This is a genomic window from Chryseobacterium proteolyticum (assembly GCF_046591535.1).
GTDB classification, from domain to species: domain Bacteria; phylum Bacteroidota; class Bacteroidia; order Flavobacteriales; family Weeksellaceae; genus Chryseobacterium; species Chryseobacterium proteolyticum.
Genome location: NZ_JBJLWK010000003.1, coordinates 177842 through 194098, shown reverse-complemented (window position 1 = coordinate 194098; position 16257 = coordinate 177842). Strand labels below are relative to the sequence as shown.

The following is a 16257-nucleotide window of genomic DNA, read 5'->3' as shown; positions in this document are numbered from 1 at the left end:
TATTTTAAAATTTATACCCTATTGAAAGTCTGAAATTTCTCGGAGCTTCAGCTTGATAATAATAACCTCCTCGTTGAGTATTATCTACCATCGTAAAGTTAATGCTGCTTCCGCTATACAGATATCTGTTGAAAACATTAAATACATTCAAACCAACTCTGAATTTTGTATTTTCCCAAGACAATCCTGCATCAAATTTAAGATAGTCATTCATTTGTAATGGAGCGTTAGTACTTCCCCAATTCCATGTACTTCTTCCTCCCAGAAATGTTCCTCCGAAGCTTAGCCCAAAACCTTCTAAATCACCTTGTGTGAAAGTATAATTTAGCCAGCCATTTACAGTATGTTTTGCAAACCCAGGAACTTTATCACCCTTATTACTTAATGGTGTTGTTTCTGTAAATTTATTTTCTGTGAATGCATAATTAAATATTGCATTGAATCCTCTTACAATTTCCCCTTTAAGATCAAACTCTACTCCTTGTACTCTCGTTTTACCAAGAAAGATTGAGAAAATTCCTGTTGGATCAGTAGGATCACCTCCTATTGCATTATTTTTATTAATATTATATAAAGATAGAGTTGTATTCCATTTTCCGGCAAACCAGTCCCGTTTGAATCCAATCTCTGTACTGTTTCCAGTGATTGGTTTTGCTGTAGTTCCGTCTCTGAATAATCCTGACTGAGGTGAAAAAGCTTGGTCATATAGAGCATATGCTGAAGTATTTGCATCTATAGAATAACTCAAACCAATGCGAGGAGTAATCCTATTTGCTTCAGTTTTTGTTCCATAACTATTTTCTTTAACATTAGTATAGCGTGCTGCTAAAGTTAATCTCAAAGCATCATCTAAGAACCCTAATTCATCTTGTAAATAAACACCTGTATACTCCTGTTCAATTGTTCCATATGGTGTGGCTCTTTCTAATAGAGATTTTCCTTGGTTATCGAAATGAGGATACGAGGTAGGTGGTGTGTATGTAGAAGAATTAAGATCAAATGGTTTTTGTTCTGTATCTAATGCTCCACTTCTTGACCAATCAGCAAGATATTTTTTAGATCCCAAATCTAGTCCTGCTAAAATTTTATGAGATACAGGACCGGTTTTTACATAACCATTTAGAAACGCCTGTCCAAATTTCATTACATTACTTGCCTCCCAAAAATTGAGTGTTCTGATAAATTGAGTGTCAGATATAAATTTACCTGGCCAGATATCACTACCCATAGTATACTCATTTACATAAGTTAACTGTGTAGTTAATTTCCAGTTTTCGTTAAATTTATGTTGTAAATTTAAGTTTACAGTATTGTTAGTAATTTTAGTAGGATCTATTCCAGGGTCGGTTACTGTAAATTCCACTGGTTTTGTACCATATCCTTCAAAACTATATACATAAGCAGAACCAACTTCAGACATTTTAGCTCGTTGATAAATGTATTCTGCCGTTAAAGTTGTTTTATCAGTGAGGTTTACTTTTAATGAGGGATTGATAATGTACCTGTCATTAAATTCATAGTCTCTGAAGCTCTTTTTATTCTGAGCCATTAAATTCAATCGGAATGCTACTTTATCCGTAATTTTTGTATCAATATCAGTCTCTCCTCTGTACATATTAAAGCTTCCAAGCGTTACTCTGGCACTTCCGTTCAATGATTGCCCGGTAGGCTTTTTGGTAACGATATTATAAATACCGCTTGGTTCACCATTTGACATCAGGAAACCAGAAGGGCCTTTGATGAACTCAATATGATCTACAAAGCTCATGTCCTCACTCAGAGGTCCCCAGTTTGAAGTGACATTTACCCCATTCATAAAGGCAGCTGCTCTTGAACCTCTCATGTTAACTCTGGTATACATATCTCCCCAGTGTTCTAACCTTTGTGCTCCGGCAACATTTCGTAATACACCATCGCTTAATGTGGTTACTTGCTGATCTTCTAAAGCCCTGTTCGTAATAATAGAAATGTTTTGAGGAATTTTGATCAGTGCTTCATCTAAACGCATTGAAGAAGAACCTTCCTTTTCTACATATTTTTTATAGTACTTACCGCTTACTACAACCTCTTCAATATCGTTTGATTTAATCGTATCTTTTTTTTCCTGAGCAAATACCATCACAGTTGACAATAAAGCAGCTCCTATTATTACTCTTTTCATTGTTTATAAGATCCTTATGTGTGTTGAATTATTTTGTTAAAATTTATAAGTCAGACGATTGATGGTAACACCGTTGTTCTTTTTGAACATACCGGCTTGATATTTCAGCGCCTCGATTGATTATGATCTAACTGTAGATTATAATTTGTTAACTAAAAATTTTTGCAAATATATTGTTTTTAATTATTCTAAATAAATTAGAGTATTGATATTTATCATAAAAATGTTATTTAAAGAATAATAAAAGCCATTTCATTTAGTATGAAATGGCTTTTATTGTAATGCTAATTATAATTTAAATAGAAGAATTTGCTTCTTTTGAGGTAAAAGTGATATTAAAATTTATAAGTTACACTACCAATAGCGTTGATTAATCGTTGAGGGTTTGCTGTTGTGTAGCCTATCCAATAATGTTGGTTGGTAAAGTTGTCTACCTTAAGACCTATTCGGAATTTTTTGGTGTCATAATAAGCATTGGCGTTTAACACAATGTAAGAAGGCAAGGAAAAGACACCATCCGCTGAATTGTAGATTTTATTTTCACTTGCATAGTTTCCTCCAACACCAACACCTAGCCCCTTAAGTCTACCGTCCAAAAACTGATAGCTGGCATATAAATTTGCTAAATATGGGGATCCTGAGGTGTTAGGTCTTCTGTTTAAAACGGAGGCGGCAGCTTGTGTATATGTGGAGTCATTGTATGCAAAGCCGGCAATTGCAGTAAACCCTTTTACGAGATAAGCGTTGATTTCAAGTTCTACACCTTTGCTTATAATTGTACCATCTTGTGTCTGTGCATTGGTGTTCCCTACTGATGGGGTATTCCTTAAAACATCTTTTACTTTTATATTATAATAACTTAATGTCGACGATATTTTACCATTAAGAAGGCTTGCTTTTATACCGCCTTCCATTTGATTGGCCTGTTCGGGTAGAGGGGTTTTTGTTAGTCCATTAACATCTACATAGTATGTTAAGTTTTTAAAACTGTTCTGATAATTTCCGAAAATAGAAAACTTATCTTTTACCACTTCGTAGACAACTCCTAGTTTTGGAGAGAAGAATGTCTGATTTAATTTTTGAGTTTCCTCTGAATTTGCAGGACCTGTTATACCTGGCTTACTGTTGAAATTATCCACACGTAAAGCCATTAGAACATTGAGTTGATCTGTTATGTTAAGGACGTTAGAAATATACACAGCGTAATTTTCTTGTATTCCTTTGATTATATATGGATTTTCTGTTCCTGCTAAGGCATTGTATTGAGCTTGTAAAGCATTACCATTAAAATTGGTATAATCAAAGCCTTGCTGGTGCAATGGAACAGGGATTGAACTTCCATCTGAAGCTTTATCAAAGCCATTAACATCATAAAAATTCTGATTATTATTAATTCTTAGATAATCAAATCCTAAAACTATTCTGTTCCTTAGATTTCCGATACGGAAATCTCCATTAAAATTTTGTTGGAAGTTCAATGATTTTTTTCTACTGTCTCTGGTAGATTGATCGCTTCTGTAAATACTTGTAGCATCGTCTCCTGAAAAATATAGGTATGGCATGAAACCATCAGAATAACTGGAAGATGTACTAAAATTGGTAGAAGAGGTAATATTGTTAGATATTTTATAATTCACCTGTCCAAAAAAGTTGATGCTTCTTCCCGTATTAGTTAGATCTTTTCCAAGATATGAGTTCTTATAATCTAAATTAAGATCCTTTATATTATTAACTTTGTTCAGATAATTTCCTCCGTAAAAAAAGAATGTCTGATCACTCATGCTCTTCATATTGAACAATTCCATATCGACATTAATACTTAAACGATCACTTGGTTTATAACTAATACTTGGAGCAATAGCTAAATTCCTTCTAAATCCTTCGGTTTGGAAGGTCCCTTCATTAGTGTATGCCGAATTTAGTCTAAATAATAATTTTTTATCTTCTGTAAGGGGAGTGTTGATGTCTACCGCACCTCTGTAAGTATCATAGCTTCCACCAGACAAACTAATATTTCCTCCAAATTTTTCGAAAGGCTTTTTTGTTACTCTGTTAATAACTCCTCCGTAGCTCGTTAATAAGCTTCCGAATAGTGTTCCTGAAGGTCCTTTTAAAACTTCTACTTTTTCAAGATTAATAGCGTCAATAGTTCCTGTTACCGCTCCTAAAACACCATTTCTCAATGAGTTTGCTGAAACGAAGCCTCGTAAGCTGACATATGCTCCACCATCACCAGCTCTTCCATTCGCTGTCCACATGGGCTGCAGACCCGGAATATTTCTAACTGCGTCATCTACTGTATAGATCCCCTGATTCTCTAAAACTACTTTGTCAACACTTGAGTAGACCTGCGGGTTTTCAATCGCCTTCAATGTCATTTTGTTGGAGTAGTCACTATCCTTCTTAATATAAGTGTTAATAATAACTTCATCAATATTGTTAAGCTTAGCTGAATCTTTTTTTTTGTGCAAAAGTTAACATTGAACCCAGCATTGAAGCACCAATCAGTACATTTTTCATGAAAGCAATTTTTTTTTGCAAATATATTGTTTTTAATTATTCTAAATAAATCATAATATTGATATTTATCACGTAAATCTTATTGAGAGGATAATAAAAAAGCCTTTTTGTAACTTTTTAGTTCGGATGGGACCATGTTTTTCTCAGATAAAAGCTTTTAATTGTATGGATTATTTATTTTGAGCAAAAAAAACCGCAACAAGTTTACTTGTTGCGGTTTTTCGTATGTATTAATTATTTCTTATGCTGGGATTTCTCCTTTGTACAAGAAAGAAATAATTTCTTTATTCATTTTGTCTACCATTTCACTGAACAGGTGAAAAGATTCTTGTTTATAAATTACAAGCGGATCTTTTTGTTCATAAACAGCTCCTTGTGAAGATCTTCTTAAGTCATCCATTTCACGTAAGTGAAGTTTCCAGTTTTCATCGATGATTGATAACGTAATATTTTTCTCGAAATCGTTGATCAGCGTATCGCACTGGCTTTCAAAAGCATCTTTAAGATCCGTGACAATTGTAAGAGTTTTATGTCCATCTGAGAAAGGAACCTGAATCATTTTGAACATTGAACCCTGATTTTGGTATACATTTTCAATGATAGGGAATGATTTCTCCTTCAACAGATTCAACTTCATTTGATAATCTTCCTGTGCTGCTTTGAAAAGGATATTCGTAAGATCCTGAACAGATTTGTTACCGAAATCACTTTCAGAAACAGGAGAACCCATTGTGAAATGTTTGATGACTTCAAATTCAAAATCTTTGAAACTGCCATTAGCTTTACCTTTGGCTGCAATAGAATTGGCAACGTCAAAGATCATATTGGTAATGTCATACTTCAGGTGATCTCCGAATAATGCGTTCTTTCTTCTTTTATAGATTACGTCACGCTGCTTATTCATTACATCATCATACTCAAGAAGTCTCTTTCTGATTCCGAAGTTATTTTCCTCTACTTTTTTCTGAGCTCTTTCAATAGACTTGCTGATCATAGAATGCTGAATCACTTCTCCTTCTTTATGACCCATTCTGTCCATCATCTTGGCAATTCTTTCAGATCCGAACAAACGCATCAGATTATCTTCAAGAGATACATAGAACTGGGAGCTACCAGGGTCACCCTGACGTCCTGCTCTACCTCTTAGCTGTCTGTCAACACGTCTTGAATCGTGTCTTTCGGTACCGATAATTGCTAAACCTCCTGCTTCTTTTACTTCTTTGGAAAGTTTAATATCCGTACCACGACCTGCCATGTTGGTTGCAATGGTTACCACTCCCGGCTGTCCTGCTCCAGCTACAATTTCCGCTTCCTTTTTGTGAAGTTTTGCGTTCAATACCTGGTGTGGGATCTTTCTTAGCTGAAGTGCTTTGGAAAGTAATTGAGATATTTCAACAGAAGTTGTACCAACCAGAACAGGTCTTCCTGCTGCTGTTAAGCTTTCAACTTCTTCAATAACTGCGTTGTATTTTTCTCTGTTGGTTTTATATACCAGATCCTGTCTGTCATGTCTTAAGATAGGACGGTTGGTAGGGATAACCACAACATCTAATTTGTAGATTTCCCAAAGCTCACCCGCTTCTGTTTCTGCTGTACCGGTCATCCCCGCAAGCTTATTGTACATACGGAAATAGTTCTGAAGCGTTATCGTCGCAAAAGTTTGGGTTGCTGCCTCAATTTTTACATTTTCTTTCGCTTCGATTGCCTGGTGAAGACCATCTGAATAACGACGGCCTTCCATGATACGGCCTGTTTGCTCATCAACGATTTTAACTTCACCATCAATTACTACATATTCATCATCTTTTTCGAACAATGTGTATGCTTTTAATAATTGGCTCATTGTGTGAACACGCTCGGATTTTTCAGCGAAATCAGAGAATAATTTTTCTTTAGCCTCAAATTCTTCTTCTTTAGATAAATTTTTAGCCTCCAGTTCTGCAATTTCAGTTCCGATATCAGGAAGAACAAAGAAATTAGGATCTGAGTTTCCTTGTGACATATACTCTACCCCTTTATCTGTAAGATCTACCTGATTGTTTTTTTCTTCAATTACAAAATACAGATCTTTATCTACGATCGGCATATCACGGTTGTTATCCTGCATGTATTGCCCCTCAACTTTTTGAAGCAATGCCCGGTTACCGCTTTCCGATAAAAATTTAATCAATTGTCTGTTTTTCGGAAGACCTCTGTAGGCCTGAAGCAATTTAAAACCTCCTTCTTTCGTATTTCCTGCAGCAATTAATTTTTTTGCTTCATTGAAAATTGTTGAAACAGTTTTTTTCTGTACCTCTACAATTCTGTCGATAGAAGGTTTTAATACATCAAATTCCTGTCTGTCTCCCTGAGGTACGGGACCTGAAATAATCAAAGGTGTTCTTGCATCATCTACCAGTACAGAATCTACCTCATCCACGATGGCAAAGTTCAATTCTCTTTGTACCAGTTCTGAAGGTGAAGTCACCATGTTATCTCTCAGGTAATCAAAACCGAATTCGTTATTGGTTCCGTAAGTGATATCCGAGTTATAGGCTTTTCTTCTTCCGTCTGAATTCGGCTGGTGGTTATCAATACAGTCGATGGACATTCCATGGAACTGATAAAGAGGTCCCATCCATGCGGAGTCCCTTTTAGCAAGGTAGTCGTTTACGGTAACTACGTGAACTCCTCTTTCCGGAAGAGCATTTAAATAAATAGGTAATGTTCCTACCAGCGTTTTTCCTTCACCGGTTGCCATTTCGGCAATTTTACCGCTGTGAAGAATAACCCCTCCGATAAACTGAACATCATAATGGACCATATCCCAAACTACAGGAGTTCCGGCTGCATCCCAAGAGTTTTTCCAAACGGCTGTATCTCCCTGAATTTCTACGAAATCTTTAGTTGCTGCAAGTTCTCTGTCTGTCGCAGTTGCTGTTACGCGGATCTCTCCGTTCTCTGCCCATCTTCTTGCTGTCTCTTTTATCAATGCAAAAGCTTCAGGAAGAATCTGGCTAAGAACTTTTTCTTCAATTTCGTATGATTCTTTTTTAAGAGATTCAATTTTTGAGAAAAGAGCTTCTTTTTCATCAACGTTCGTTGAGTTTTTTATCTGCTCTTTTATTTGTTCTATTTGCGCTGTAATGGTACTTGTTGCTGATTTGATCTTATCTTTAAACTCAGCAGTTTTTTCTCTTAAACCATCATCACTCAATTGCTGAATGGTAGGTTCAACAGCTTTGATTTTTGTTACAACTTTTTTTTACTTCTTTTAGGTCCTGCGCTTTCTTGTCTCCCAAAAACCCCTTAAGAACTTTATTTAAAAAACTCATAAAATTTTGATTTAGGCTCAAAACTTAAGCCTTGAGCATTTTAATTATTACACCTTAGCGGGTGCTTATGATATATCTAAAAAAGCTTTAAACACAGAGCTTAAAGCCTTTTACAGTTTAATATTCGTCTTCATTCCAAAGGTAATCCTCATCAGTAGGATAATCACTCCAGATCTCATCAATGGCGTCATAAATTTCTCCTTCATCTTCAATAGCCTGAAGGTTTTCCACTACTTCCATTGGGGCACCAGTTCTGATTGCATAATCAATAAGCTCTGCTTTTGTCATTGGCCAAGGTGCGTCACTTAAATACGAAGCTAATTCTAATGTCCAGTACATAATTTTTCTATTTTTTTTGCAAAAGTATAAAAATAGGTTATATAATAAACTTTTTTATACCTGATTTTCAATTCTTTTTATTAACTTTTGTTCACTACAGGCGTTATTCCCTTTATATAAGGATGCCTGCAACTTACTTGTTGTCATTTTCTCAAAAACCATTCCATAAATTTTTTTTATGCCATTTTGGAAGTCTGTGGCTGGTTTGTAGCCAATTAATGTCCGGGCTTTTGTGATATCTGCATTGGTTTTTATGACATCTCCGGGTTGCATCGGCAGCATTTTCTTTGACGCTGTTTTACCAAGTGCTTTTTCTATGGCAGAAAGCATGTCTGATAAACAGATGACTTCACTTTCTCCCAGGTTGATGATCTCGTATACTTTGGTGTTTTTTTCCAGATAATGGATCGATTTAATAATGCCATCGATAATATCATTGATATAGGTATAGTCTCTCGCTGTATTTCCATCTCCATAATAGGGAATTTCCTGGTTTTCAGAAATTAATCGGGTAAACTTATGTATCGCCAAATCGGGTCTTTGTCTGGGACCATACACCGTAAAAAACCGAAGTTGTATCATATCGATATCATAAAGATGATGGTAAACATGTCCGAGGATCTCACAGCACTTTTTGGTAGCAGCATAAGGGGAAATAGGATTGTCTACGTTATCTGTTTCTGAAAAAGGAATCTTGGTGTTGTTTCCGTAAACGCTTGAAGAAGAGGCGCAAATGAACTTTTTAATGTTGAACTCATTACACAGCTCCCAAAGATTCATTGTTCCTTTTACATTCACTTCTTCATATTCAAGAGGTTTTTCGATAGAAGGACGCACGCCGGCAAGTGCAGCCAGGTGAATAACCATATCAATCTCATGATTGCGGAATATTTCTTCAAGTTTATTTTTATGCCTGATATCCTGGAAATATAACGTGTAATTATCTGACTGAGTGGTGATAATTAAATTTTTAATATCATTTTCCTTATCTGAAAAATCAAAATCCAAAGTTTTACCTACAGATTCTAATGTATTTTTAATTTTTATCTGATAATTATAAAAATTATCAAAGTTGTCTACGTTTATGACAGAATGTCCATTTTTCAATAGGGATTCTATCAAATGAGAACCGATAAATCCACTTCCTCCAGTTATAAGATACCTCATTCGTGTTTTTTTATTAGCACAAAAATATAAAATTTACTACTTGAAAATATAATCATTAAATTTACTTAAAAAAGTAATATAAAGTTAATATGCAGTTTCAAGGGCAAATTTTAAAAATGACGAGCTATGATGATCAGCCGATTCAGTACTATCTTAATCTTTCCGGGGACCTCATTCACATGAATGAATTGTTCGGGAAAGAGCTGACCATAAGACATACAGGGTTTCAGTGTGTAAACTGTGGAGAAAATAAACCCATATACAGAATGGGTTTCTGCAAAAGCTGCTTTTTTGAAAGCCCATATGCAAGTGACACTATTATCCGTCCCGAACTTTCAACCGCTCATTTGGGAGTAGCAGAGCGTGACCTGGAAATAGAAAAAGAAATCCAGCTGCAACCGCATACCGTATATTTAGCCTATACAGGAGATGTGAAAGTAGGAGTGACACGAAATACCCAGATCCCAACAAGATGGATCGATCAGGGCGCAACTTTTGCTTTACCAATTGCCAGGACGGAAAACCGCTATGAAGCGGGAATGATAGAAGTTGCATTAAAAGATCATTTACCGGATAAAACCAACTGGAAGAAAATGCTTCAGGATGATTTTGAAGGAGAGCTGGATCTGGCGGATTTTCAGCAGAAAATAAAACAGTATTTTCCTGATGACTTTCAGAAATTTTACAGTGAAGGAGAAGAACTTTGGAAATTTGATTACCCTTTTGACAAGCCGGAAAAAGTCAGCTCATTTACGCTGGATAAAAAACCTGAATTTACAGGAAAGTTAACCGGGATAAAAGGACAGTACTTAGGATTCCAGGGAGGAGATTTTATAAATGTAAGAGGACATGAAGGGTATGTAATAGAGTTGAGTGTAAAAAATTAATGTTATATTTAGATATAATTACCTGAAATCGCAAATATGAAAAAATGGGTTAAAAAGCTATTGATTAGCCTGGGAGTATTAGCTGTCATTTTTTTGCTGGCTAACCTCGGATTAAATATCTGGCTTAAAACCCAGCTTCCTAAATATATCAAGAACAATACGGATTATAAGGTTTCCTACAAGAAGCTCGATGTAGATTTGGGAAGTGGAAATATCCTGGCCCAAGGAATAACAGTTAATAGTAAAAACCCACAAAATACGGATGTGATAGGTCTGCAAGGGACAATAGATACCTTGAAGATCAGTAGATTCGGGATTTATGATGCCTTATTTAATAAGAAGATCAGTTCAAAGGATCTTTCGTTGGTGAAACCCAATCTGAATATTACGCTTGCTAAGCCCATAGATAAAAAGACAGGAAAGAAGCGGAACCCGGTGTTGTTTGAGAATATACGGATCAACAACGGGAACATTAACGTATTCAGACACACAAAACAAAAGTTTGTAGGAGTTAAGGAGTTTAATTTATTTGTCGAAAACCTTCAGATGACTGAGGAGTCTGTAGAAGACAAATTACCCGTGGTGTTTGATCGGTATGATATCAAAGGAAAAGATTTTTTCTTTCGTCCTGATAATATTTATGCCATAAAAATCAACAAAATAACAACCACAAACGGGCAAATGCGGGTAGAAGATTTTAAGCTGTTGCCGTTATTGACCATCAATCAGTTCAAAAGATTTTATCCCCAGAAAAATAAATTATTCCAGTTCAACATTCAGAGAATGGAATTTAAGGATGTTGTTTTAAAGAAAAATAATATTTCTCTTGCTAACGCAAGCCTCCTTGATCCGATATTGCTAGTATATGATACCGGAGCTCCGGCCCAAAAAAAAGGTAAACCTTTCAATTTTGAAGTGAACCTCGAAGATGTTGTATTGAGAAACGGTGAAGTACGGATTATTAAACCCGATGGTAATAAACTTTTGTCTGCTCAAAGTTTGAACCTTAATATCAATAAGTTTGTATTTAATAAAGAATCTGCTGAGAATATTATTCCTGTAGGGTATAAAAATTTTAATTTTTCCGGCAGAAATATTTATTATGCGGGCAAGCAGAATATTAAGGTTAGCAGCATTGCACTAAATCCAAAGAGTGGAGAGATAAGAGATATTACTGCATTACCAACAGATTCAAAAACATCAATGGATCTTAAAGCGAACCATATTGCTTTTAATATCAACAAATGGGAATTTATCGATAAAAAACTTAATCTCGATATTAAAGATATCCTGGTGAATGGAGTGCATGGTACAATAAAAACCCGTGAAGTCGCTCAAAAGCAGAAATCTGAAATAAAGGGAATTCAGTTTCCTGTCATCGTAAGAAAGGTAATTGTAAAAAACTCAAATATCATTTATGAGAAAGGAAATCAGCCGTTAAGTTTTAATGATCTGAATGCTACAATAAATGGAATAGAACTTAAGCCTAAGGCAAATAATGACGGTATTGGATTAACGGCAAAAGATTATGGGCTTACGACAAAAAACTTTGCTTACAGGACGAAGTTTTATAACATGAGTATTGCTTCTTTGAATGTCAGTAAAAACAAAGTTCAGATCAGTAACTTTGTCATGAAGCCTCTTGTATCAAGAGCGCAATTTATTAAAATGATTCCTGTTGAAAGAGATTTGTATGATCTGAAAGCGGGTCAGATTACCGCGGAAGGGAATTGGGATTTATTTTCCGGCAATAAATTTATTAATGCTTCCCATGTTGTCATTCAATCTGCTGATGCCAATATTTTCAGGAGCAAGATTCCGGCAGACGATCCAAAAGAAAAACCTTTGTATTCAAGGATGCTTCGGTCTATAAAAATACCAATGTATATTAATAATCTGGACTTAAAGAATTCTGTTTTGGTGTATGAAGAAGATACGCCTGAAAGTTCAGGACCTGGAAAACTGACATTCAGTAACTTTAATATGAATGTCAAAAACCTTAATTCAGCAAAGTTGAAAGGAAAACCTACCCAGGTGCATATTAAAATAGACTGCTCATTCATGAACCTGGCTCCTTTGGGAGTCAACTGGAATTTTGATGTCGCCAACCAGCATGATGATTTTACAATTTCAGGAAAGGCTGTTAATCTTCCTGCGCAGGGAATCAATCCTTTTATCAGGCCGTATCTTCATATAACAGCTACAGGAACTATACAGGAGATGCTTTTCAATTTTAAAGGAAATCCTGCAGGACTTGGCGGAACTTTTAACCTGAAGCATAAAGATCTGAAAATTGCCATCTTAAATAAAGAGAATAAGGAGAAGAAAGGGTTTTTAACTGCGGTAGCGAATTTGTTTATCAAATCAAACTCTGGGCAGTTTCCGGAATCTGTAACAGTGGAAAAAGTAGAAAGGGATCCTACCAAATCCTTTTTTAATTTATTCTGGAAAGGGATTCAGGAAGGGCTGAAGAAAACGCTGATAGGAGTTAATACGGATAAAGCTAAAAAAGCAGTTAAAAAGACAGTTGCGGCAGTGAATGATGTTAAAACAAGTATTAAGGATATAAAACAAACCGTATCAAGTGATCATAAGGAAGAACTAAAAAAAAGAAGATCCTCCTCAGGCTGAAGAAGAAAAGAAAAAAGGATTTCTGAAAAATGTTTTTAAGAAAAAGGAAAAGCCCGAAAAAGAATAATTCCGGGCTTGATCAATTTATTTTAGAAGTTGAATTCGTCACTTTCCTGAACCGGAATGTCTCTTAAGAATTCATCAAATTTTTCTCCGGGATAATTGCTGTCAGCACCATAAGAATCTATAATCATTCCCATATTTCCTGCTGTATCTTTAACTACATATAAAACTGCATTGTCATCAGGATCACTATCTCCTTCAAAACGGTAAGTTTTTAAGATGGTGAGATCAGACGGCTGGTATTTTTTTTTCTGAATTTTCAAACTTCATCTCGCTCGATTCGTTCATTCTGAATTCCCTTTGTATACCTCTTTCTGACAAGGTCTTCATTACCTGGCTTAATGTGGTCATTCTGTCGATATTTTCTGAATTATCCATAATTATACTTTTAAACATTAGTACAATAATTAAACCATTAATTCAATCATTTTGTAGCCTGGATAAAATATTCTTCGTCTGAAATGATTTTTTAATGTTAACAAAATTTATAATTGAATAAAATGGAAAAGGTACATTTTTTGTTGTAGTGAAAGTATTAAATCGAACAGAATATGAAAAAGGAAATTGGAGTTTTATTGGCAGGAGGTGTAGGACTTTTGGCAGTATTAAGTTTCTTAGGAATAAAAAAGATTTTAAATAAAAAAGATAAAAAATACAGTGATTATTATTCAGATTATCACAGACACTTTGATGGAAAGGATCATGAAGATGAATATCATGGTGTCGAATTTTATGCAATGAAGTAGTAAAACAATATATCTAATTATGTTAAAACCGGCGCCTGTAAAGGGGTCGGTTTTTTTGTGGAAAACTTTAGTGTTAAAACTCATTACTTTTTGATCAAAGCCATCTAATTTTACATCAGGATGCAGAACGAAAATATCATAAAAGGTCAGGGAGCTCAGCGAAATGTAATCAATCGTTTCGACAGGTACACCTTTGAGCCTGAGGATGAAGATTTCGAAACAATAAAAACATCATTCACTGAAGTTTTTCCCAAGACAATTGTTAATCAGGTGAAAAGTGAAGATCTTCCAATGGAGTATTCAATGAATCCTTATCAGGGATGTGAGCATGGATGTGCGTATTGCTTTGCGCGGCCCACTCATGAATATTGGGGATATAGCGCAGGAATTGATTTTGAACGGAAGATCATGGTAAAGAAAAATGCTCCACAATTGCTGGAAAAATTTTTCCAAAAAAGAGGATATCAGGCAGCTCCGATTTTACTTTCGGGCAATACTGACTGTTATCAACCTGCTGAAAGACAATTTGAGATTACAAGACAGCTTCTGAAAGTTTGTCTCGATTACAGACATCCTGTCAATGTTTTAACAAAAAATGCATTGGTATTACGTGATCTCGATCTCTTGCAGCCTATGGCAGAACAAAACCTGGTTTCTGTCTCTCTGAGTATTCCAACCATCAATGAAGAATTGCGGCGAAAGATGGAACCGAGGACCAGTTCCGCGAATAATAAATTAAAGGCAATAGAAGTTCTGTCGCAGCATAAGATCCCTGTTAATGTGATGGTGGCCCCAATTATTCCGGGACTCAATAGTGACGAACCATTACATATTTTAAAAACAATTTCTGAAGCAGGGGCGCAAAGCTTTGGTTATACCCTGGTAAGGCTGAATGATACGGTAGAGCCTGTTTTTGTGAGATGGATAGAAGCCAGTTTTCCTGACAGGGCACAAAAGGTCCTTAATCTTATACGTTCCATGAGGGGCGGAAAATTGGGAGATAAAAGGTATTTTGAAAGGCAAAAAGGAGAGGGGAATATCGCTGAGATGATCCATAATACTTTTAAAATTGGCAGGAAAAAGTATTTTGATGGAAAAGAATTTCCTAAACTATCTACAAAAAACTTCACCGGAACAAAAGAGCAGCAACTGAGGCTATTTGAATAGAAAAACAAAACCGCTCCGTAAATGGAGCGGTTTTTTATGACTTTTAATTTCAATTACATTGAATCAACAGGACACTTGAAATCATCACTGCAGGTTGCACAGATAACAACTCCGTTACAGTAATACATGCAGAATTCTTCTACAGGTTTGATCCCGGCTCCTGAAATTGCTTTTAATTGGCTGTTGTTTAGTTTTTTTAAGTTTTTCATATTGTTTTAATTAAAAATTTGACACTAAAGTAAATATATAATTAAAATTTGAAATGAAAAAATTAAAAATATAGATTATTTTTTAATTAATCCGAGCTCAATCAGTCTTTCATGTAAGAATTCTCCGGCAGTAGTATCTTCGTACAATTTCGGATTGTTTTCATCTATACAATTTTCAAGACAATTCAAAGACATTCCACTTACCGGATGCATAAAGAAAGGAATTGAGTATCTTGAAGTCCCCCACAATTCCCTTGGTGGATTTACCACTCTGTGAATAGTAGATTTTAATTTGTTGTTTGTATGCCTTGAAAGCATATCTCCTACATTGATCATCAGTTCATCCGGTTCCGCAATAGCGTCAATCCACTCGCCGTCGTGGTTTTGGACCTGAAGTCCCTTCCCCTGAGAACCCATCAGAAGGGTGATCAGGTTGATGTCACCATGAGCCGCAGCTCTTACAGCATCATCTGGTTCCTGGGTAATTGGTGGATAGTGGATAGGTCGTAAAATAGAGTTTCCTTCTGCTATTTTATCATCAAAATAAAATTCATCCAGACCAAGATATAATGCCAGAGCTCTCAGAACATATTTTCCTGTTTTTTCAAGCATCTGGTATGTTTCTTTACCTACTTTGTTGAATTCCGGAAGTTCTTCAACGATAACATTGTCCGGATACTCCGTTTTGTATTTGGAATCATCAGACACATATTGCCCGAAATGCCAAAATTCTTTTAAGTCTCCTTTTTTGAAACCTTTCGCGGTTTCTTTACCAAATCCTACATAACCTCTTTGTCCTCCGATACCAGGAATTTCATACTTCTGTTTTGTTTCGGTAGGAAGATCAAAAAAGTTTTTTACCTCTCCATAAAGATTGCTTACCAACTGGTCATCAAGGAAGTGCCCTTTTAGAGCAACAAAACCAATTTCTTCGTAAGCTTTTCCGATTTCATTTACAAATTTCTGTTTGCGTTCCGGGTTGTCCGAAAGGAAATCACGCAGGTCTACACTAGGTATTTTATCCATTTTTAGAAATTTAACGTGGCGCTAAAT

Annotated in this window: 11 protein-coding genes and 2 pseudogenes; 4 read left to right on the top strand and 9 right to left on the bottom strand. The window is 35.5% G+C overall.

Annotated features, from left to right (window positions below):
* Positions 1 to 4 precede the first annotated feature (4 nt).
* The 5 genes and pseudogenes from ACJ5H0_RS11715 to ACJ5H0_RS11695 all read right to left on the bottom strand — a co-directional run bounded on the left by ACJ5H0_RS11715 (position 5) and on the right by ACJ5H0_RS11695 (position 9501).
* Complete coding sequence (locus ACJ5H0_RS11715; protein ID WP_172281479.1) at positions 5 to 2161, bottom strand: TonB-dependent siderophore receptor; 2157 nt, start codon at positions 2159 to 2161, stop codon at positions 5 to 7.
* Positions 2162 to 2496: 335 nt separating this feature from the next.
* A complete protein-coding gene (locus ACJ5H0_RS11710; RefSeq protein ID WP_411249679.1) occupies positions 2497 to 4632 on the bottom strand; it encodes a TonB-dependent siderophore receptor in 2136 nt (711 codons plus the stop codon).
* A gap of 290 nt (positions 4633 to 4922) precedes the next feature.
* A pseudogene (gene secA, locus ACJ5H0_RS11705) lies at positions 4923 to 7995 on the bottom strand (preprotein translocase subunit SecA).
* Between the two features lie 117 nt (positions 7996 to 8112).
* Complete coding sequence (locus ACJ5H0_RS11700; protein ID WP_027382805.1) at positions 8113 to 8334, bottom strand: DUF2795 domain-containing protein; 222 nt, start codon at positions 8332 to 8334, stop codon at positions 8113 to 8115.
* Between the two features lie 143 nt (positions 8335 to 8477).
* Positions 8478 to 9501: pseudogene (locus tag ACJ5H0_RS11695) on the bottom strand (GDP-mannose 4,6-dehydratase).
* A gap of 89 nt (positions 9502 to 9590) precedes the next feature.
* Between ACJ5H0_RS11695 and ACJ5H0_RS11690 the strand changes: the two are divergent.
* Together ACJ5H0_RS11690 and ACJ5H0_RS11685 are read left to right on the top strand one after the other, a co-directional pair.
* A complete protein-coding gene (locus ACJ5H0_RS11690) occupies positions 9591 to 10388 on the top strand; it encodes a DUF2797 domain-containing protein (RefSeq protein WP_172281471.1) in 798 nt (265 codons plus the stop codon).
* Between the two features lie 36 nt (positions 10389 to 10424).
* The gene (locus ACJ5H0_RS11685) at positions 10425 to 13019 is read left to right on the top strand and encodes an AsmA family protein (protein ID WP_411249678.1); all 2595 of its coding nucleotides are present in this window, start codon (positions 10425 to 10427) and stop codon (positions 13017 to 13019) included.
* Between the two features lie 89 nt (positions 13020 to 13108).
* On the opposite strand, the gene ACJ5H0_RS11680 is transcribed toward ACJ5H0_RS11685, so the two are convergent.
* Both ACJ5H0_RS11680 and ACJ5H0_RS11675 read right to left on the bottom strand, forming a co-directional pair.
* On the bottom strand, positions 13109 to 13345 hold the full coding sequence (locus tag ACJ5H0_RS11680) for a hypothetical protein (RefSeq protein ID WP_411249677.1): 237 nt from the start codon (positions 13343 to 13345) through the stop codon (positions 13109 to 13111).
* Positions 13311 to 13460 (bottom strand): hypothetical protein, encoded by a 150-nt coding sequence (locus tag ACJ5H0_RS11675; RefSeq protein ID WP_411249676.1) that lies wholly within the window; start codon positions 13458 to 13460, stop codon positions 13311 to 13313. Before ACJ5H0_RS11675 ends, ACJ5H0_RS11680 begins: the two co-directional genes overlap by 35 nt.
* Positions 13461 to 13633: 173 nt before the next feature.
* Here ACJ5H0_RS11675 and ACJ5H0_RS11670 point away from each other — a divergent pair, with 173 nt between their 5' ends.
* Both ACJ5H0_RS11670 and ACJ5H0_RS11665 read left to right on the top strand, forming a co-directional pair.
* Positions 13634 to 13828: a hypothetical protein gene (locus tag ACJ5H0_RS11670; protein ID WP_172281465.1), complete on the top strand. Its 195-nt coding sequence runs from the start codon at positions 13634 to 13636 to the stop codon at positions 13826 to 13828.
* 120 nt (positions 13829 to 13948) lie between these two features.
* Positions 13949 to 14995, top strand: coding sequence for a PA0069 family radical SAM protein (locus ACJ5H0_RS11665; protein ID WP_273650176.1), 1047 nt, complete (start codon positions 13949 to 13951; stop codon positions 14993 to 14995).
* A gap of 53 nt (positions 14996 to 15048) precedes the next feature.
* Here ACJ5H0_RS11665 and ACJ5H0_RS11660 read toward each other — a convergent pair whose 3' ends face one another.
* A complete protein-coding gene (locus tag ACJ5H0_RS11660; protein ID WP_172281461.1) occupies positions 15049 to 15204 on the bottom strand; it encodes a hypothetical protein in 156 nt (51 codons plus the stop codon).
* 75 nt (positions 15205 to 15279) lie between these two features.
* On the bottom strand, positions 15280 to 16230 hold the full coding sequence (locus ACJ5H0_RS11655) for an isopenicillin N synthase family dioxygenase (RefSeq protein ID WP_411249675.1): 951 nt from the start codon (positions 16228 to 16230) through the stop codon (positions 15280 to 15282).
* Positions 16231 to 16257: the final 27 nt, after the last annotated feature.